General features: G+C 69.0%; 13 protein-coding genes and 1 tRNA gene. 2 read left to right on the forward strand and 12 right to left on the reverse strand.

Features of this window, described 5'->3' with window-relative positions:
* The first annotated feature begins 12 nt into the window (after positions 1-12).
* Positions 13-819, forward strand: coding sequence for an Fpg/Nei family DNA glycosylase (locus tag ACIQM3_RS35290; protein WP_401631858.1), 807 nt, complete (start codon positions 13-15; stop codon positions 817-819).
* Positions 820-914: 95 nt separating this feature from the next.
* Here the strand turns inward: ACIQM3_RS35290 and ACIQM3_RS35295 are convergent, their stop codons facing one another.
* From ACIQM3_RS35295 to ACIQM3_RS35345, 11 genes are all read right to left on the reverse strand, one after another.
* Entirely contained in the window at positions 915-1,133 is a 219-nt protein-coding gene (locus ACIQM3_RS35295; RefSeq protein ID WP_401631860.1) for a hypothetical protein, read from the reverse strand.
* Between the two features lie 266 nt (positions 1,134-1,399).
* Positions 1,400-1,591 (reverse strand): CsbD family protein, encoded by a 192-nt coding sequence (locus tag ACIQM3_RS35300; RefSeq protein WP_401631863.1) that lies wholly within the window; start codon positions 1,589-1,591, stop codon positions 1,400-1,402.
* A 25-nt stretch (positions 1,592-1,616) separates the two neighbouring features.
* Complete coding sequence (locus tag ACIQM3_RS35305; RefSeq protein ID WP_393761917.1) at positions 1,617-2,087, reverse strand: Dps family protein; 471 nt, start codon at positions 2,085-2,087, stop codon at positions 1,617-1,619.
* Positions 2,088-2,323: 236 nt separating this feature from the next.
* Positions 2,324-2,707 (reverse strand): helix-turn-helix domain-containing protein, encoded by a 384-nt coding sequence (locus ACIQM3_RS35310; RefSeq protein ID WP_014153702.1) that lies wholly within the window; start codon positions 2,705-2,707, stop codon positions 2,324-2,326.
* 109 nt (positions 2,708-2,816) lie between these two features.
* Positions 2,817-3,329, reverse strand: coding sequence for a CinA family protein (locus tag ACIQM3_RS35315; RefSeq protein ID WP_401631866.1), 513 nt, complete (start codon positions 3,327-3,329; stop codon positions 2,817-2,819).
* Positions 3,326-4,168, reverse strand: a complete 843-nt coding sequence (pgsA, locus tag ACIQM3_RS35320; RefSeq protein WP_401631868.1) for a CDP-diacylglycerol--glycerol-3-phosphate 3-phosphatidyltransferase — start codon at positions 4,166-4,168, stop codon at positions 3,326-3,328. The genes ACIQM3_RS35315 and pgsA overlap by 4 nt, the downstream gene beginning before the upstream one ends.
* Positions 4,165-5,643 carry a 30S ribosomal protein S12 methylthiotransferase RimO gene (rimO, locus tag ACIQM3_RS35325; protein WP_401631871.1) on the reverse strand — a complete coding sequence of 493 codons (1,479 nt, stop codon included), beginning with the start codon at positions 5,641-5,643 and terminating at the stop codon, positions 4,165-4,167. The genes pgsA and rimO overlap by 4 nt, the downstream gene beginning before the upstream one ends.
* A gap of 153 nt (positions 5,644-5,796) precedes the next feature.
* Positions 5,797-6,597: a helix-turn-helix domain-containing protein gene (locus ACIQM3_RS35330; RefSeq protein ID WP_401631873.1), complete on the reverse strand. Its 801-nt coding sequence runs from the start codon at positions 6,595-6,597 to the stop codon at positions 5,797-5,799.
* A 213-nt stretch (positions 6,598-6,810) separates the two neighbouring features.
* Entirely contained in the window at positions 6,811-9,594 is a 2,784-nt protein-coding gene (locus ACIQM3_RS35335) for a DNA translocase FtsK (protein WP_401631875.1), read from the reverse strand.
* Positions 9,595-9,704: 110 nt separating this feature from the next.
* Positions 9,705-10,385, reverse strand: a complete 681-nt coding sequence (locus ACIQM3_RS35340) for a two-component system response regulator (RefSeq protein ID WP_401631877.1) — start codon at positions 10,383-10,385, stop codon at positions 9,705-9,707.
* Between the two features lie 244 nt (positions 10,386-10,629).
* Positions 10,630-16,065 carry a HAMP domain-containing protein gene (locus ACIQM3_RS35345; protein WP_401631880.1) on the reverse strand — a complete coding sequence of 1,812 codons (5,436 nt, stop codon included), beginning with the start codon at positions 16,063-16,065 and terminating at the stop codon, positions 10,630-10,632.
* A gap of 414 nt (positions 16,066-16,479) precedes the next feature.
* Between ACIQM3_RS35345 and ACIQM3_RS35350 the strand changes: the two genes are divergently transcribed.
* Positions 16,480-19,095 carry a SpoIIE family protein phosphatase gene (locus ACIQM3_RS35350; RefSeq protein WP_401631883.1) on the forward strand — a complete coding sequence of 872 codons (2,616 nt, stop codon included), beginning with the start codon at positions 16,480-16,482 and terminating at the stop codon, positions 19,093-19,095.
* 83 nt (positions 19,096-19,178) lie between these two features.
* Here the strand turns inward: ACIQM3_RS35350 and ACIQM3_RS35355 are convergent.
* Positions 19,179-19,251 (reverse strand) — tRNA-Thr (locus ACIQM3_RS35355).
* Between the last annotated feature and the right edge of the window lie 285 nt (positions 19,252-19,536).

Here is a 19,536-nt window from a genome sequence, read left to right on the forward strand (position 1 = left end):
CATCATGGACACATGCCAGAAGGTGACACCGTCCTGCAGACCGCCCAGCGTCTCGACGCGGCACTCGCCGGCCAGGTCCTGACGGTCTCCGACCTACGTGTCCCCCGGTTCGCCACAGCAGACCTGACCGGCCGGACCGTCCTGGACGTCACGGCGCGCGGCAAGCACCTTCTCACCCGGTTCCAGGGCGGTCTCACCCTCCACAGCCATCTGCGCATGGAGGGTTCCTGGCGCGTGTACGACCCCGGCGAGCGCTGGCGAGGCGGCCCCGCCCACCAGATCCGCGCCGTGCTCGCCACCGCGGAGCACACCGCCGTCGGTTACCGCCTGCCCGTCCTCGAACTGCTCCGCACCGAGGACGAAGCGCAGGCGGTGGGCCATCTGGGGCCCGATCTGCTGGGGCCGGACTGGGACCCGGACACGGCCCTGCGCAATCTGCTCGCCGACCCCGGACGCCGGATCGGGGACGCGCTTCTGGACCAGCGCAACCTGGCCGGTATCGGCAATGTCTACATGTGTGAGCTCTGCTTCATGGCCCGCGCGACGCCGTGGCTCCCGGTGGGCGAGCTGCCCCTCCCCGTCGCCACCCGTCTGGTCAGCACGGCCAGACAGCTCCTGGAGGCCAATCGCGACCGGCCCATGCGGACCACGACCGGGGCGACGGCGGCCATGTCCCGCAGCCGTACACGGGAGCGTCTCTTCGTCTACGGGCGGGCCGGCCGGCCCTGTCTCCGCTGCCGTACGCCCATCCGCGTCGCGGACCGCGACAACCGCCCCACCTACTGGTGTCCGCACTGCCAGTCCGGGCCCACCGGCTGAGATCCGTGCCCCGACGGCGGCCCGGCACCCCCTGAAGGTCAGGTGCCGCCCCCAGGCAGTGTCTGCGCGACGGGACGAGCGCTGTCCACTGAGGACTAGGAGGGTATGTCCGTGCGGTCCACGGCGGGCTCATCGGCAGCCTGCTCCGGCCGCACCGAGGACGCCACATGAACCGGCAGGAGACTCAGCCCCCACCCCCCGGCCGCCACCGCGCCCTCGACCACTCCGGCGTGCTGCGGCTCCAGAAGCAGCCGCAGCACCGCCCACCACCACATGCCACCGAGGACGAGCACCGGCACCCATCGCCGCACCATGGCTGCCTCCTCCGGCCGACGCTAGTACGGCACGATCTCCTGGCGGGAGGGCGCATCGGTGCACTACCGGCGTGCACGGGGCGAGCGGAACGACAGTGCGCGCTCTCTCCTCGGGCCGCTGACGGGAGAGGTGTGTCCCGGCCCTCCCCCGCAGTTTCCCCCGGGTCGGCGCCGACTGCATCCTGCGGCCCGGGCACGCCGTTACCCCGGGCATGCCGGTGCCCCCGGGATCGGAATCCGCGGGGGCACACCGGTGGGCGCTGCTCCTACCTGTCGTCGTCGGTGAGCGAATCCTTCACGCCCTTGGCACGGTCGCCCGTGGCGCCCAGGGCGCCCTCCGCCTTGGCCTTGGTCTGGTCGGACTTGCCTTCGGCTTCCTTACGACGGTCGCCGGTGACCTTGCCGGTCGCTTCCTTGGCCTTGCCCTTGAGCTTGTCCATGGCCTTCTTGTCCGTCACGGCGATTCCTTCCTCGAGTTCGGGTTCAGGCACTCTCCGCCTGGAACATCCAAGCGTGCTTCTCGAGATCCGCGGTGAGCGTGATCAGGATGTCCTGGCTGATGGGGTCCGGTTCGTCGGTCGCCTCGATCCGCTCACGCATGCGGTCGATGACCACGCGGAGAGCGTCGACGAGCACACGCACCGCGTCCACGTCCTTGATCCAGCCGTCGGGCACGGAATCGATCGCAGTGGTCTTCGCGAGCGTCCGGGACCGGCCGTCCGGGTTGACGCCGACCGCGGAGGCTCGCTCGGCAACCGTGTCCGAGTGCTGCCGCGCGGTGTCGACGACCTCGTCGAGCTGCAGGTGCACGGAGCGGAAGCGCGGGCCGACAACGTTCCAGTGGACCTGCTTGGCCACCAGGGAGAGGTCGACCAGGTCGACCAGCGCGCCTTGCAGTGCGTCCCCCACGACCTTGCGATCGCCTTCGGACAGGGCGCTCTTCACGACAGACATGCACTTCTCCGTTCAGATAGCTGTTCGGCCTACCGTTTGTCCACGATGTCACATATAGGTCGAAACGGGCATCCGGGTTGCTGCTCCACGGGTCCGGAGATCAGATCCGGAGCATCACCCTTCGGCCTCACTTCGCGCCTGCCCCGCGAACGGCCCCGCACACACCGGATACGCGAAAGCCCCGGCCGACCCCTCGAGGGGTCGGCCGGGGCTTTCGTTCACCACGAACCGTGCGGTCAGGCGGCGACGACATCCACCGCTTCCGCGGGCGCCTTGATGGTCACCCGTCCCGTAGGTACGCCGGCGACCGACGCAACAGAGACGGAATTGAGCATCGGGCGTACTGGCACAGGCACCGCATCACTGGCTGCTGCCGACTCGGCCAGCTCAGCCAGGGACAGTTCATCGCTCACTTCACGCATGAGCTCGGACATCCGTACGTCCAGCGCGTCGCAAATGGCGGAGAGCAGTTCGGAGGATGCCTCCTTCTGCCCCCGCTCCACCTCGGAGAGATAGCCGAGCGAGACTCGGGCGGACGAGGAGACTTCGCGCAGAGTACGGCCTTGGCGCTGGCGCTGCCGACGCAGCACGTCACCAAGCAGGCGACGGAGCAGAATCATCGGTGGCTCCCTCCTCGGACCGCGTAGCCGCATCCTTCACGCCCCACCGTACCGCCTCGCGCTGCGGCCGTGCGGGGAGCGATGTCGTGTTCACTCAGGGCTGCAAACATCAATTCCCCCCGTTCTGTTCCGTATCCTGTGCCCTCGCATTTTCGCCGAGTTCGCCGGAGAGCAGTTCGAGCAGGCTCCGCACACTCTCCTTACGGATGTCCGCCCTCCCGCCGTTCAACCTCAGCTCGGCGACTTTCTGTACGCCACCCGGCCCGGAAACGGCTATGAAAACCGTTCCGACAGGCTTGCCGTCCTGCGGCTCGGGGCCGGCTACGCCCGTGGTCGAGACACCCCAGTCCGCCCCGAGGACCCGGCGCACGCCGGCGGCCATCGCCTGGGCGACCTCGGGGTCCACAGCGCCGCGCTCGGCCAGGAGCTCGCCGTCGACGCCCAGCAGATCACGCTTCAGGGGCGTGGCGTACGCCGTCACGGACCCGCGGAAGCTCTGCGAGGCTCCGGGGACGGAGGTGAGCTCGGCGGCCACCAGACCGCCGGTGAGGGACTCGGCGACCCCGAGCGTCTCACCGCGCTCCTGAAGCTGCCGCAGCACCTGGGCCGCCACGGAGGTCACCGCTCCGCCTCCGCGGCGCCCCGGCTGCCTGCCACGCGCTCCCCGGCCGGCTCCCTGACGGACTCCGCCGTCGGCTCCAAGACGGGCTCCCCCGCGGCGTCCGCGGTCCCGCCGACGCCGTCGGTGGCGATCCGCGCTCCTGCGGGAGCCCCCATGTCCGCTGCCGCCGCGACCGCTTCCATGGCGGCGGCCCGCTCGACGGCGAGCCCCTGGCGGCGCAGCACGACGGCCTGGCGCACGTAGTCGAGGCCGGTGACGACCGTCAGGACTACGGCCACCGCCATCACCCAGAACCGCAGGGTCGCCAGGGGGCCGGTCAGCGCCAGGACGTACATCCCCACCGCGATGCCCTGGGCAAGGGTCTTCACCTTTCCGCCGCGGCTGGCGGGGATCACCGAGTGCCGGATGACCCAGAAACGCATGAGTGTGATGCCGAGCTCACGGAAGAGGATCACGCCGGTGACCCACCACGGCAGATCCCCGAGCGAGGACAGACAGATCAGTGCCGCGCCCATGATCGCCTTGTCCGCGATCGGGTCGGCGATCTTGCCGAAATCGGTGACCAGGTTGTAAGCGCGCGCCAGATGGCCGTCGAACACATCGGTGATCATGGCGACCGCGAAGGCGGCCCAGGCGAACGACCGCCAGACCGGGTCGTAGCCACCGTCGTGCAGGAGCAGCATGACGAAGCCCGGGACGAGCAGCAGCCGCACCATCGTGAGGATGTTCGCGATGTTCCACAGACCCGCCTGATCGACGGCCGCCCCGCCCAGCTTGCCGCCGCGGGTCGCCGGCGTCGCGCCGGAGCCGCCTGCCGCGGATGCCGGGGCTCCCGTCATCTGGCCGCCTCCGCAAGCTCGTGGTGTTCGGCCACGAGGTCCACTCCCTCGGTGCCCACTGCCTTCGCTTCGACCATACGGCCCGGCACGAGCCCTTCGCGTGCGGTGAAGACGACCTGTCCGTCCGTTTCCGGCGCCTGGTGGGCGGCTCGGCCCACCGCCACGGGCCCGTCCTCGTCGGACTCCACGGACTCGACGAGGACCTGGAGGGTCTCGCCGACCCGCTCCTCGGCCCGCTGGGAGGTCAGCTCCTCGGCGAGCTGGGAGATGTGCGCGAGGCGCTCCGCGATGACGTCGGCGTCCAGCTTGTTCTCGTAACCGACCGCCTCGGTGCCCTCCTCGTCGGAGTAGCCGAAGACCCCGATGGCGTCCAGGCGCGCGCCGGTGAGGAAGCGTTCCAGCTCGGCGAGGTCGGCCTCCGTCTCACCGGGGAATCCCACGATGAAGTTCGACCGCGCACCGGCCTGCGGCGCCTTCGACCGAATGGTGTCCAGGAGTTCGAGGAAACGGTCCGTGTCGCCGAAGCGCCGCATCGCGCGCAGGACCCCGGGCGCGGAGTGCTGGAACGAGAGGTCGAAGTAGGGCGCGACCTTGGGCGTCGAGGTGAGTACGTCGATCAGCCCCGGGCGCATCTCGGCGGGCTGCAGATAGCTGACACGGATGCGCTCGATCCCGTCGACATCGGCGAGCTCGGGCAGCAGGGTCTCCAGCAGCCTGATGTCCCCGAGGTCCTTGCCGTACGAGGTGTTGTTCTCGGAGACGAGCATGACCTCCTTGACGCCCTGCTCGGCGAGCCAGCGGGTCTCTCCGAGGACGTCGGAGGGGCGCCGGGAGATGAACGAGCCGCGGAAGGACGGGATGGCGCAGAACGAGCAGCGCCGGTCACATCCTGAGGCCAGCTTCACCGAGGCGACCGGGCTGGTCCCCAGCCTCCGGCGCAGCGGTGCCCGCGGCCCGGAGACCGGCGCGACACCTTCCGGGAGGTCCGCGGGGGCCGGGGCGACCTCCTGGGCGTGCCCCGGCAGCGCGACGGCGGCGTCCTGACGCTCGGCCGGGCTGATCGGGAGCAGCTTGCGCCGGTCACGCGGGGTGTGGGAGGCGTGGATGCCACCGTTGAGGATGGTCTGCAGTCGGTCGGAGATGTCGGCGTAGTCGTCGAATCCGAGGACGCCGTCCGCTTCCGGGAGCGCCTCGGCCAGGTCCTTGCCGTAGCGCTCGGCCATGCAGCCGACGGCCACGACGGCCTGGGTTCTGCCGTGATCCTTCAGATCGTTGGCTTCGAGCAGGGCGTCGACGGAGTCCTTCTTGGCGGCCTCCACGAACCCACAGGTGTTGACGACGGCGACATCCGCGTCCGTGGCGTTCTCGACGAGCTCCCAGCCGTCCGCTGCCAAGCGGCCTGCGAGCTCCTCCGAGTCCACCTCGTTACGGGCGCAGCCAAGAGTGACAAGGGCGACGGTGCGGCGTTCGGGCATGGGCTCAAGACTACTTTGTCCCAGCAGTCACCCTGCCTTGCAGGGTTCACCGCTACAGGGAGTGACCGAACAGCCGGTGAAGAGGAGGGAAAACACGACGGTGAGCGCCGGCACCTGCCGGGCACTCACCGTCGGGAAGACAGGGTGGAGAGGTCAGCCGACCTCGGGGTCACCCTTGGTGTACGAAAGCCGTTCGACCTGTCCCGATTCGAACTGGTCGTCGACCTTCTTGCCGTTCACGAAGAGGTCGATCGCTCCGGCGTCTCCGAGAACGAGGTCGACCCGCTCCTTGTCCTGGAAGGTCTTGGTGTCGCCCTGGGCCAGCAGACCGTCGAAGAGCAGCCGCCCGTTGTGATCCTTGGCGGAGATCCAGCTCTTGCCCTCGGCGGCGCTCAGCCTGACGGTCACCTTGTCCCGCGGAGCTGCGGCGATGGCGCTTTCGGAGGGGGCGGGCTTGGGGTCGGCGGGCTTGGTCGTGGTGGGCTTGGGAGTGGTCTTGTCGGGAGTCGATCCTTCGGCCACCTGTGCCGAGCCCGAACCCTCGTCCTCGCCGCTGAAGAGCGTGAAGCCGACGAAGCCGACCACGGCGACGATCGCGGCGACCATGGCCGCGGTCCAGTTGGGCCGACGGGGTTCGGAGCGGATCCGCTCCGCCTCGAACAGCGGTGCCGCGGGCGTGGGCGCGGGGCGGCCGCCGTGCTCGGCGTCGAACTCCGCGATCAGTGGATCGGGGTCGATCCGGACGGCACGGGCGAGCATGCGGATGTGGCCGCGGGCATACACGTCGCCGCCGCAGCGGGAGAAGTCGTCCTCCTCGATCGCGTGCACGATGGGGATGCGCACCCGGGTGGAGCTGCTGACTTCCTCGACCGTCAGACCTGCGGCGATACGAGCCTGCTGAAGCGCGCGACCGATCGAAGGGCGGTCGTCTTCGGGGGAGTTGCCGATGGACACGGGGGCGCCTTTCGAGCGTGAGCCACCTGCTGGATGTTCAGTCTAGGGGTGGTACGAAAGGGTGGGGCAACCGGGAGCGACGACTTTGTACGCCATCGGGTTCGCCGGGAAGCCCCTCGGGCAGGACAGAGGACGGAGCACCGGACGGATCATCCCGCTGCTCCCTTCTTCAACTTGACGTACGGCCGGGCGAAACGGTTGCCCGCAAAACTCTTACGAAGCGGTTTCCCCACGAATGACGGCCAACACACCGTCGAGTTCGTCCGGTTTCACCATGACATCGCGCGCCTTGGAACCCTCGCTGGGACCCACGATGTTGCGCGACTCCATCAGGTCCATCAGCCGTCCGGCCTTGGCGAAGCCGACGCGCAGCTTGCGCTGGAGCATCGATGTCGAGCCGAACTGTGTGGACACGACCAGCTCGGCCGCCTGACAGAGCAGATCGAGGTCGTCGCCGATGTCCTCGTCGATCTCCTTCTTCTGCTTGGTCCCGACCACGACGTCCTCGCGGAAGACCGGCGCCATCTGATCCTTGCAGTGCTGGACGACCGCCGCGACCTCGGCCTCCGTGACGAAGGCCCCCTGCATACGGGTCGGCTTGTTCGCCCCCATCGGCAGGAACAGGCCGTCGCCCTTGCCGATGAGCTTCTCGGCGCCGGGCTGATCGAGGATGACCCGGCTGTCGGCGAGCGACGAGGTCGCGAAGGCGAGCCGGGAGGGCACGTTCGCCTTGATCAGCCCCGTCACGACGTCGACAGAGGGGCGCTGTGTGGCGAGGACCAGATGGATTCCGGCGGCACGCGCCAGCTGGGTGATCCGGACGATGGAGTCCTCGACGTCACGCGGAGCCACCATCATGAGGTCCGCCAGCTCGTCGACGATCACCAGCAGGTACGGGTAGGGCGAGAGCTCACGCTCGCTCCCCTCGGGCGCCTTGGCCTTGCCGGTGCGGACCGCGTGGTTGAAGTCGTCGATGTGCCGGAAGCCGTAGGCCGCGAGGTCGTCGTAGCGGAGGTCCATCTCCCGCACGACCCACTGGAGTGCTTCGGCGGCCTTCTTCGGGTTGGTGATGATGGGCGTGATGAGGTGCGGGATGCCCTCGTAGGCGGTGAGCTCGACGCGCTTCGGGTCGACGAGCACCATCCGCACGTCCTCGGGTGTCGCCCGCACCATCACCGAGGTGATCAGGCAGTTGATGCAGGAGGACTTTCCGGAACCGGTCGCACCGGCGACCAGGACGTGCGGCATGTTCGCCAGGTTGGCCATCTCGTAGCCGCCCTCGACGTTCTTGCCGAGCGCCACCAGCATGGGGTGGTCGTCCTCGGCCGCGTCCGCGAGACGCAGGACGTCGCCGAGGTTGACCATCTCCCGGTCGGAGTTGGGGATTTCGATGCCGACGGCGGACTTCCCGGGGATCGGGGAGATGATCCGGACGTCAGGGCTGGCGACGGCATAGGCGATGTTCTTGGTGAGGGCGGTGATCCGCTCGACCTTGACGGCCGGGCCGAGTTCCACCTCGTACCGGGTGACGGTCGGGCCGCGGGTGAACCCGGTGACGGCCGCGTCCACCTTGAACTCCGTGAAGACGGTGGTCAGCGAGGCGACGACCGCGTCGTTGGCGGCGCTGCGCGTCTTGCCGGGGCCACCGCGCTCCAGGAGGTCCAGCGAGGGCAACGAGTAGGTGATGTCACCGGACAGCTGCAGCTGCTCGGCCCGGTTGGGCAGTCCTTCCGGCCGCTCGGGGGCCGGCTTCGTCAGATCGGGGACGCCGTCGTCGGAGGACGACGCGCTCTTCTCCGCGCGCCCGTCACCGGAGGAGGTCTTCTCGGCCGACCGCGCACCGGGCACCGGGGTGCCGGTCCGCTCGTGGTCCCGGTCCGTGGAGACGCCCTGGGTGAGATCGGCGACGACAGGCGAGGGCGGCATGCCGTTGAGCACCGCCCCGTCGAGCGCGGCCGCCGCGGCTGCCGCGACGTCCACAGCGTCCATGGTGCGGTTCATCGCGGGCTGGGCGGACGGCCTGCGGGGCCGGCGCCGCTTGGCCAGCGCCTCGCCCTCGGCCTGGTCCGGGTCGTACACGTCGTCGGGCCCCGGGCGGCGTGCCGAGGCGCGCCGGGTGCGCTCGGGCAGCGCTTCGCGCCACTGCTCGTCGTACCGCTCGTCGTCGCTCCCGTCCTCACCGCCCGGTACGTCCACCGGGTCGACGATGCCCAGCCTGACGCCGAGCTGCCGCAACCGTCGGGGGATGGCGTTGACCGGGGTGGCGGTGACGACCAGGAGTCCGAAGACCGTCAGCAGCAGAAGCAGCGGGACGGCGAGGACCTCGCCCATGGTGAAGACGAGGGGCTGGGAAGCCGCCCAGCCGATGAGGCCGCCCGCGTCCTGCATGGCGCCGGTGCCGTCCTCGCGGCTGGGCGATCCGCAGGCGATGTGGACCTGGCCGAGCACGCCGATGACGAGGGCGGAGAGCCCGATGACGATTCGGCCGTTGGCCTCGGGCTTCTCCGGATAGAGGATCAGCCGTACGGCGACGGCGCCCAGCAGTATCGGCACCAGCAGATCGAGCCGGCCGAACGCCCCGGTCACGAGCATCTCGACGAGATCGCCCACGGGGCCCTGCAGATGCGACCAGGTGCCCGCAGCCACGACCAGCGCGAGCCCCAGGAGCAGCAGGGCGAGCCCGTCCTTGCGGTGTGCCGGGTCAAGTCCCTTCGCACCGCGCCCTATGGAGCGGAACACAGCCCCGACGCCGTGCGCGGTCCCCAGCCACAGGGCGCGGACGAGCCTGTACACGCCCCCCGTGGGGGACGGCGCGGGCTTGGGCGCGGGTTTCCTCGCGGCAGCCTTCTTGGCCGGTGCCTTTTTGACGGGCACCGTCTTCTTCGCCGCCGCCTTTTTGGCAGGCGCGGCTTTCTTCGCCGGTCCCTGGGTACGGCCGGCACGCTTCGCGGTGCCCGCCGTGCCCAGGGAACCCTTGCCGGACGTACGTGAGGCCATGTGACTGAGGTTACCGGTGCCGACGCCGGTGGACACGTGTGCCTACGGCTTCACCCGTCCGTGTCGCCCTTGTACAGGCGTTGAACTGACGCGCCCTCAGCCGGGGCAGGTCAGCTCTGCGAGGGCAGGGGGGCCACAGAACCGCCCGCCCCGGGTTCCAGCGCGTCGAGCGCGCGGCGCAGTCCCGTGAGCTTGCGCTCGAGATGGGCGGCGGTGGCCACTGCGGCCGCGTCCGCCGATTCGTCGTCCAACTGCTTGGAGAGGGCCTCCGCCTGCTCCTCGACCGCGGCGAGCCGGGCCGAGAGCTCGGCGAGCAGACCCGCCGGCTCCTTCTCCTCGGCGCCCTGATGGGTGCCGCCCTCGAGCTGGATCCGCAGCAGTGACGCCTGTTCGCGCAGCTGGCAGTTCTTCATGTACAGCTCGACGAAGACCGAGACCTTGGCGCGCAGCACCCAGGGGTCGAAGGGCTTCGAGATGTAGTCCACCGCGCCCGCCGCATAACCACGGAAGGTGTGGTGCGGCCCATGGTTGATCGCGGTCAGGAAGATGATCGGGATGTCCCGGGTCCGCTCCCGCCGCTTGATGTGTGCGGCCGTCTCGAACCCGTCCATGCCGGGCATCTGTACGTCCAGCAGAATAACCGCGAAATCGTCCGTGAGCAGCGCCTTGAGCGCTTCCTCCCCTGACGATGCCCGTACCAGTGTCTGATCCAGCGCAGAGAGGATGGCCTCCAGCGCCAGCAGATTCTCCGGCCGGTCATCGACCAGGAGGATCTTGGCCTTCTGCACCATGGCCCGTCCTCCTCGCCCCGGAATCGCACCGGGTGCCGCCCCAGGGGACGACTCCCTTACGCCGTCCGTCCTTGTGCCGGTCATGGTAGCCGCACCCCGCCCGTCACCACACCCTGTCACCGCGATGTCACTGTGCACATAGCGAAAACGCGGTCGAAGACCAGAAGGTTCCCCGGAATCCACACACTCACACCCCGCAGCGCACAGCCTGACGACGAATTTCGGCGAGCCGCTCCCCGCCCGGTCACTCTCCGCGCATCCACTTCTCCATCACCGACAGCAGATGGTCGGAATCGACCGGCTTGGTCACGTAGTCGGAGGCCCCGCAGTCGATCGCCTTCTCGCGGTCCCCCTTCATGGCCTTGGCGGTCAGCGCGACGATCGGCAGCCCTGCGAACTGAGGCATCCGGCGGATCGCTGTCGTCGTCGCATAGCCGTCCATCTCAGGCATCATGATGTCCATCAGAACGATCGTCACATCATCGTGCTGCTCGAGGACTTCGATGCCCTCGCGCCCGTTCTCCGCGTACAGCACCGACAGTCCGTGCTGCTCCAGCACGCTGGTGAGGGCGAAGACGTTGCGGATGTCGTCGTCGACGATGAGCACCTTCTCCCCGTGGAAGCGGAACGTCCGGCGGGGTGCCTGCTCCTCCTGCGCGCTCTGCACCCATTCCTCCGGCGCCGCGCTGCTCTCCTCCCCGGAGCTGCCGTTCGCCAGTGCGGGGCGCTGTGCCGAGCCTCCCAGCGCCTTGCGGCGGCGCCGGAACACGCCTGCGGAGTTGGCGGGGTCGCCGAGGGGCTGCTCGGTCCCGATGCTCTGCGGCACCTCCAGGTGCAGGGCGCCCTCGGCGGAACTCGCGTGGACCTCGATGGGGCCGGGCCCCATCTGCGGATAGCCCTGAGGAGGCAGCTCGCTCGGGTGCAGGGGCAGATACAGCGTGAAGGTCGAGCCACGGCCCGGTTCGCTCGCCGCGTGGATCTCACCGCCCAGCAGCCGGGCGATCTCCCGGCTGATGGAGAGGCCGAGACCCGTGCCCCCGTACTTGCGGCTGGTCGTACCGTCCGCCTGCTTGAACGCCTCGAAGATCACCAGCATCTTGCTCGACGCGATACCGATTCCGGTGTCGGTGACCGAGAAGGCGATCAGGTCGCCGTCGGCGTCACGCAGCGAGCCGGCCTCCAGCAGGTGTTCCCTGATGGCGTTCGGGACATCGGCACCGGCCGGCCGGATGACCAGCTCCACGGCGCCGCTGTCGGTGAACTTCACCGCGTTGGACAGGAGGTTGCGCAGGACCTGCAGCAGCCGCTGCTCGTCCGTGTGCAGCGTGGCGGGGAGCTCCGGGGACACCCGTACGGAGAAGTCGAGCCCCTTCTCCGCGGTGAGCGGCCGGAACGTCGCCTCCACGTAGTCGACCAGCTGCACCAGGGCGATCCGGGTCGGGCTGACGTCCATCTTGCCCGCCTCGACCTTGGACAGGTCGAGGATGTCGTTGATCAGCTGGAGCAGGTCGGAACCCGCCCCGTGGATCGTCTCGGCGAACTCCACCTGCTTGGGCGAGAGGTTGCCTTCGGCGTTGTCCGCGAGCAGCTTGGCCAGGATGAGCAGCGAGTTGAGCGGCGTACGCAGCTCGTGCGACATGTTGGCCAGGAACTCGGACTTGTAGCGCATCGAGACGGCGAGCTGCTCGGCGCGCTCCTCCAGGACCTGCCGCGCCTCCTCGATCTCGGTGTTCTTCACCTCGATGTCGCGGTTCTGCTGCGCGAGCAGTTCCGCCTTCTCCTCCAGCTCGGCGTTGGAGGCCTGGAGCGCCTTCTGCCGGTTCTCGAGCTCCTGCGAACGGTCACGCAGCTGCTCGGTGAGCTCCTGGGACTGTTCCAGGAGCTTCTCGGTCTTCGTGTTGACGCTGATGGTGTTGACGCTCGTGGCGATCATCTCCGCGAGCTGGTTGAGGAAGTCGCGCTGGATGTGCGTGAACGGCTGGAACGACGCCAGCTCGATGACCCCGAGCACCTGGCCCTCGAAGAGCACCGGCAGCACGATCACGTGGGCGGGCGGCGCCTCCCCGAGTCCGGAGGAGATCTTCAGATACCCCGGCGGGACGTTGTCCACCTGGATCGTCCGCTTCTCCTCGGCCGCCGTGCCGATGAGCGTCTCACCGGGGCGGAAGGAGGTCGGCATGGAGCCCGCGGAATAGCCGTAACTGCCACGCATCCGCAGCTCGTACGAGCTTTCCCTGCCGCTGTCCGACCCGACCTCGTCACCGTCTCCGGTGGTCATGGCCAGGAAGAACGCACCGTGCTGGGCAGAGACGACCGGCGTCAGCTCGCTCATGATCAGCGAGGCGACGTCGTCGAGATCCCGGCGGCCCTGCATCAGACCGGAGATCCGGGCGAGGTTGCCCTTGAGCCAGTCCTGCTCCTTGTTGGCCAGCGTGGTGTCGCGCAGGTTGGCGATCATCGTATTGATGTTGTCCTGCAGCACCTGGATCTCTCCGGCCGCGTCGACGTCGATCTTGAGATTGAGATCGCCCCTGGTCACCGCGGTGGCGACGGCCGCGATGGCGCGCACCTGGCGGGTCAGGTTCCCTGCCATCTCGTTCACCGACTCGGTGAGGTCGCGCCACGTCCCGTCGACGTCCCTGACCCTGGCCTGCCCGCCCAGCTGCCCCTCGGTGCCCACCTCGCGGGCCACCCGGGTCACCTGCTCGGCGAAGGAGGAGAGCTGGTCGACCATCGTGTTGATGGTGTTCTTCAGCTCCTGGATCTCACCACGCGCATCGATGTCGATCTTCTTGGTGAGATCACCCTTGGCGATGGCGGTGGTCACCGTGGCGATCTGGCGCACCTGACCGGTCAGGTTGGACGCCATCGAGTTCACCGACTCGGTGAGGTCCTTCCAGGTGCCCGAGACGCCGGGCACGCGCGCCTGGCCGCCCAGCTCTCCCTCGGTGCCCACCTCGCGGGCCACCCGGGTCACCTCGTCGGCGAACGAGGACAGGGTCGTCACCATCGTGTTGACGGTGTCGGCCAGTTCGGCGACCTCGCCGCGTGCCTCGACCGTCACCTTCTTCGTCAGATCGCCGTTGGCGACCGCGGAGGAGACCCTGGAGATGTTGCGCACCTGACTGGTCAGGTTGTTGGCCATCAGGTTGACGTTGTCGCTGAGGTCCTTCCAGATGCCGGTCGCACCGCGCACCCGGGCCTGGCCGCCGAGGATCCCCTCGGTGCCCACCTCTCGGGCGACCCTCGTCACCTCGTCGGCGAAGTTGAGCAGCTGGTCGACCATCGTGTTGACCGTCGTCACCAGTTCGAGGATCTCGCCCTTGGCGTCGACGGTGATCTTCTTGGAGAGATCGCCCTTCGCGACCGCTGTGGTCACCTCTGCGATGTTGCGCACCTGGAGCGTCAGGTTGTTCGCCATGCCGTTGACGGACTGGGTGAGGTCCTTCCACGTACCGGAGACGCCCTGCACCTCCGCCTGCCCGCCGAGGATGCCCTCCGTGCCCACCTCGCGGGCGACCCGGGTCACCTGCTCCGCGAAGTTCGACAGCTGGTCGACCATCGTGTTGAGGGTGTTCTTCAGCTCCAGGATCTCGCCCCGGGCGTCCACATCGATCTTCTGCGACAGGTCACCCCGCGCGACCGCCGTGGCGACCTGCGCGATGTTGCGTACCTGGGCGGTGAGGTTCCCCGCCATGCCGTTCACCGAGTCGGTCAGGTCACGCCACACACCTGCCACACCGGGCACCTGTGCCTGGCCGCCGAGGCGGCCGTCCGTGCCCACCTCGCGGGCCACCCGCGTCACCTGGTCGGCGAAGGCGGAGAGCTGGTCGACCATCGTGTTGATGGTGTTCTTCAGCTCCAGGATCTCGCCCCGGGCGTCCACATCGATCTTCTGCGACAGGTCACCCCGCGCGACCGCCGTGGTCACCTGGGCGATCTGGCGCACCTGGGAAGTCAGATTCCCGGCCATGAAGTTGACGGAGTCGGTGAGCTCCTTCCACGTGCCGGAGACACCGTCGACACGCGCTTGACCGCCCAGGCGGCCCTCCGTGCCCACGTCCCGCGCCATCCGCGTCACCTGGTCGGCGAAGCTGGACAGCTGCGCCACCATCGTGTTGACGGTGTTCTTCAACTCCAGCATCTCGCCGGCCACGTCGACAGTGACCTTCTGCGACAGATCACCGTTGGCGACGGCCGTGGTCACCTGCGCGATGTCACGCACCTGGCCCGTGAGGTTGCGGAAGGCGGTGTTCACCGAGTCGGTGAGGTCCTTCCACGTCCCTGCCGCGCCCGGCACCTCCGCCTGGCCGCCGAGACGGCCCTCGACACCGACCTCCCGGGCGACCCGGGTCACCTCCGAACCGAAGGCCTGGAGCTGGTCCACCATCGTGTTGACGGTGTTCTTCAACTCCAGCATCTCGCCGGCCACGTCGACGGTGACCTTCTGCGTCATGTCACCACTGGCCACCGCGGTGGTCACCTGCGCGATGTCACGCACCTGCGTCGTCAGGTTCCTGAAGACCGTGTTCACCGAGTCGGTGAGGTCCTTCCAGGTGCCCGCGGCGCCCGGCACCTGCGCCTGGCCGCCGAGCAGCCCCTCGCCACCGACCTCGCTCGCCACGCGCGTCACCTCGTCGGCGAAGGTACGCAGTGTCTCGGTCATCTGGTTGATCGTCTCGGCGAGCTGCGCGACCTCGCCGCGGGCGCTCACCGTGACCTTCTGGGACAGATCGCCGTTGGCGACCGCCGTCGTCACCTCTGCGATGCCGCGCACCTGGGAGGTGAGGTTCCCGGCCATGGTGTTGACGGAGTCGGTGAGGTCCTTCCAGACGCCGGCCACCCCTGGCACCGTGGCCTGCCCGCCCAGTTCACCCTCGGTGCCCACCTCGCGGGCGACCCGGGTCACCTCGGAGGAGAAGGACGACAGCTGGTCCACCATCGTGTTGACGGTGTTCTTGAGCTGGAGCATCTCACCGGCCACATGGACGGTGACCTTCCGTGACAGGTCTCCCTTGGCCACGGCCGTCGTCACCAGGGCGATGTCGCGCACCTGGGCGGTGAGGCGGTAGGCCATGGTGTTGACGGAGTCCGTGAGGTCCTTCCAGGACCCGGACATGCCGCGCACCTGGGCCTGACCGCCCAGCTTGCCCTCGGTGCCCACCTCGACCGCCACCCGCGTCACCTGCTCGGTGAAAGCGGACAGCTGGTCGACCAGGTTGTTGACCGTGCGGGCGACCTTCAGGAACTCCCCGCGGAGCGGGCGTACGGTCTCGTCCGGTGCGTGGGTGCGCAGTTCCATCCGCTGTTCGAGGTCACCGTCGGCGACCGCGGAGAGTACCCGTCCGACTTCGGACACGGGTCGCGCCAGGTCGTCGACGAGCTCGTTGGAGGCGTCGATCGCGGCCGCCCAGGAGCCTTCACAGGCGCCGGTCTCCAGGCGCTCGGTAAGTTTCCCCTCCCGCCCGACCACGCGCCGCACTCGGGCGAGCTCGCCCGTCAGATGCAGGTTGCGGTCGGCCACCTCGTTGAAGACGGCGGCGATCTCCGTGAGGACGCCGTCGCCGGAGACGGTGAGCCTCCTGCGGAAGTTGCCGTCACGCATCGCCACGAGGGCCGCGAGCAGTCTGTTCAGAGCTGCCGCGTCCACATCGATGGTCCCATTGCGCTGCTTTTTCACGGACTGCCCGCCTTTTGTGCGCGTTCCTGAACCCCGCGCCGCCACGCCAGACTCCACCGTGTCCCTCCCGCAGGGGTTGACCGTATCGCTCGGGCCGTTATCGGAAGCTTGCCCACTTCCACTTTGGCTCACCGCCACAGCACACCGTCGACGGGTGACTATGCGGTCGTCAAATCGTTGAAACGTACCAGGCCGGAACGGGAGGGCGAGGACAGTCTCACGGTCGTCCCATTTCCCTCACCGGGGGCCCCATAGTTGTGCGCCGGGCGCACAACCACCGGGTGCCCTGCGTACCCAAGTCTGCCCTCGTGTACCCGGGACACCGGGCGAACGTCTAGCCTGGCAGACGAATCGAAGCGGCGACATACGGGCACAGGACTCGGGGAAGCGACGAGACACCATATGGGGAGTGCTGTGATCACCGCGCGCGCGGCTGCCACCTTCGATCCGGTCGGACGCTCGGTCGCGACCGCCCGCGCGTTTGTCCGCGACACCCTTCAGGGGTGGGGTTACACGGACGTCGTTGACGACGCCGTCGTTCTTACCAGTGAACTCGTGACCAATGCGGTCGTGCATGCGGGTACGGCCGCCGATGTGCTCTGTCTGCGCACCGAGGACGGCGTACGCGTCGAGGTCGCCGACCACTACCCGGAGCGGGAGGTGCCGCTCCAGAGTTCCGGCCTCGACTTCGGAAGCCCGGACCGGGAGGGCGGCCGCGGCCTGCTCCTCTGCGCTGCTCTCGCTTCCCGTTGGGGCGTCGAGTACACACCGACGCACAAACATGTCTGGTTCCAGCTCGACCTTCCCGAACGCCCTGTGGGTATCCGCTCGGCCAGTCCGGTCCTGCCCACCGCTCTTCTGCCGGTGACGGAACAGCGTGTGCGGGTGGCCGTCGTCCAGATCGACGGCTCAGGCTCCATCGCCTCGTGGAACGACGACGCGTCCTTCCTCTTCGGATACGCCGCCGAGCAGGTCGACGGAAAGCAGTTCACCGACTTCGTGGGGTGGCCGCACACCCCGGGCACCAACACCGGCATCGCCGACGCACTGCAGCTCTCCCGGTGGGAGGGCAGCTACGGCCTCCGCGGCGCCGACGGCCGTGTCATCCCGGTGTACGCATCGCATCTCAGAGTCCGCGATGCCGACGGGGAGCCTTCCACCGTCTGCCTCCTCGTGCGCGATTACGAACGCGCCGTGCTCCAGACGCCGGTGCGAGCCCCCGTGTCCGACACCTCGGCCGAGAGCCGCACCACGGATCCGTTCGAGATTTTCATCGGCTCACCGGCCCCGGACGACCTCGACGGACTGCTGCAGCGCACGGTCGAGCGGGCGCGCGACATGCTGGACGCCGACGCTGCCTTCCTGCTGCTGGCCACCGATGACGAGACGGAGCTGGAGGTCCGCGCGACCACCGGCCTTCCCTCGGCCCGTCAGCGCTTCGCACGGGTACCTGTCGAGGCCGGCACGGGCCGCTACGGCTCCGCCCGTATGCCCGCCGTCCACGAGGACCTCACCGTCGTCCCGGGCGCCGTACCGCTGCTCAGCGACACCGGGATGCGCTCGGTCGTCACGGTCCCGCTCAAGGTCGAGGGCCGTCTCACCGGCTCCCTCGGTGTCGCGGCCGAAGCCGCGGGCAGGTACTCCAACGAGGAGGCGCTGCGACTGCAGTTCGCCGCGGACCGCATCGCGCTGGCCGTCGAGTCGGCGAGGCTGGGCGAGCTGGAACGCCTGCGCCGCGGCTCGCTGTCCTTCCTCGTCGAGGCGTCCGACCTGCTGGCCGGAACGCTGGACAGGGATCAGACCCTGGCGTTGATGGCACAGATGACCGTGCCCACGCTGGCCACCTGGTGCGCCGTCTACACCATCGCGGACCAGTCCTCGGAGCCGTACCTCTCCTATGTCCTCCACGAGGACGAGGAGCGCATCGACGGCCTCAAGGCCCTGCTCTCCTCCATCGAACCTCCGGACCCCGTCCCGGCCCCCGGAGCCCGCATCTGGCCGGTGCCCGCGGAAGCCGGCCGCCAGGCCGCCCTGCGCACCTCCAAGCGCACCCTGGGCAGGGACGCGCCTCTGAGTATGGGGGCGGCTGCCCGTACGACGCTGGCCACCGCGGTCGCCGTGGGTGGCGAGACCGTGGTGCTGCCCCTGGTGGCGAGGAACCGCGTGATCGGCATGCTCACGCTCGGCAAGCCGTCCGACGAGCACTTCCGCCAGGAGATCCTGGAGCTCGCCGAGGACCTGTCCCGACGGGCCGCTCTGGCCCTCGACAACGCCCGCCTGTACTCGGAGCGCATGGCCATCAGCCAGTCCCTCCAGCGGAGCCTGCTCCCGCCCGGCCTGCCCGACGTGCCCAACGTCGAGATCGAGGTCATCTACCGTGCCGCGGGCGAGGGCAACGAGGTCGGCGGCGACTTCTACGACGTGTTCCCCATCCGCGACGGTGCCTACGGCTTCGCCATCGGCGACGTCTGCGGTACGGGCCCGGAGGCGGCGGCCGTCACCGGCCTCGCCCGTCACGCCCTGCGCCTGCTGGCCCGCGAGGGGTTCGGGGGCCCCGCGGTGCTGGAGCGGCTCAACGCCGCCATCCTGGACGAGGGCGCGCGCAGCCGCTTCCTCACGCTTCTCTACGGGGAGTTGTGGCCCCAGGAGGACGGCAGCGCCCTCCTGAAGGTGGTCTGCGCAGGCCACCCTCTCCCCCTGCGACTGCGCCAGGACGGCACCGTGGAGGCAGCGGCCGAGCCGCAGCCCCTCCTGGGAGTCATCGAGGACCTCGAGCTCTACGAGCAGGAGGTCACTCTGGAGCCGGGCGATGTACTCCTGTGTGTGACCGACGGAGTCACCGAACGCCGCGAGGGGACCCGCATGCTGGGCGACGACGGCCTGGCCGATGTCCTCGCCGTGTGTACGGGCCTGACGGCCGGAGCGGTGGCAGGGCGCATCCTGCGGGCCGTCGAGCGCTTCGCCGCGGAGCCCGCGTCCGACGACATGGCCATCCTGGCCATGCGCGTCCCCGAGCCACAGAGCCTCTAGAAGAGACCCGTCTCCTCAGCTCCCCGGGATCCTCCGGACATGAGAAAGGCCCCCGCCACCGGCGGGGGCCTTTCTCTGTGCTGAGCCCCAATGCGGAATCGAACCGCAGACCTTCTCCTTACCATGGAGACGCTCTACCGACTGAGCTATTGGGGCCTGCTGCCTTGCGGCAACGGGATAAAGCATACCCCGAACCCAGGGGTGCTCAGAACCACCGGTTCGAAGTTTCCACTCGCGTTTCACCAGGCCGCGTGGCGGCCGGCTGGGCACTCTCGGAGCGCCCTGGCCTGCACGTCTACCCGTCCCTCGGTGGCCGGCGATCAGGTTGGTGAGGCCCTGGACGCTCTGAACGCAGAAAAGCCCCGTGCCACAAGGGCACGGGGCTAGTCCGTAATATTTGTTCGGCGGCGTCCTACTCTCCCACAGGGTCCCCCCTGCAGT

The sequence above is a fragment of the Streptomyces sp. NPDC091271 genome (assembly GCF_044757505.1).
Classification (GTDB): Bacteria; Actinomycetota; Actinomycetes; order Streptomycetales; family Streptomycetaceae; genus Streptomyces.

What these genes read in the sequence shown, in the direction of transcription:
- ACIQM3_RS35295 (WP_401631860.1), bottom strand. Translation starts at nt 1,133, where the DNA reads ATGGTGCGGCGATGGGTGCCGGTGCTCGTCCTCGGTGGCATGTGGTGG.
- pgsA (WP_401631868.1), bottom strand. Translation starts at nt 4,168, where the DNA reads ATGACGGGAGCCCCGGCATCCGCGGCAGGCGGCTCCGGCGCGACGCCG.
- ACIQM3_RS35305 (WP_393761917.1), bottom strand. Translation starts at nt 2,087, where the DNA reads ATGTCTGTCGTGAAGAGCGCCCTGTCCGAAGGCGATCGCAAGGTCGTG.
- ACIQM3_RS35340 (WP_401631877.1), bottom strand. Translation starts at nt 10,385, where the DNA reads ATGGTGCAGAAGGCCAAGATCCTCCTGGTCGATGACCGGCCGGAGAAT.
- ACIQM3_RS35335 (WP_401631875.1), bottom strand. Translation starts at nt 9,594, where the DNA reads ATGGCCTCACGTACGTCCGGCAAGGGTTCCCTGGGCACGGCGGGCACC.
- ACIQM3_RS35310 (WP_014153702.1), bottom strand. Translation starts at nt 2,707, where the DNA reads ATGATTCTGCTCCGTCGCCTGCTTGGTGACGTGCTGCGTCGGCAGCGC.
- ACIQM3_RS35290 (WP_401631858.1), top strand. Translation starts at nt 13, where the DNA reads ATGCCAGAAGGTGACACCGTCCTGCAGACCGCCCAGCGTCTCGACGCG.
- rimO (WP_401631871.1), bottom strand. Translation starts at nt 5,643, where the DNA reads ATGCCCGAACGCCGCACCGTCGCCCTTGTCACTCTTGGCTGCGCCCGT.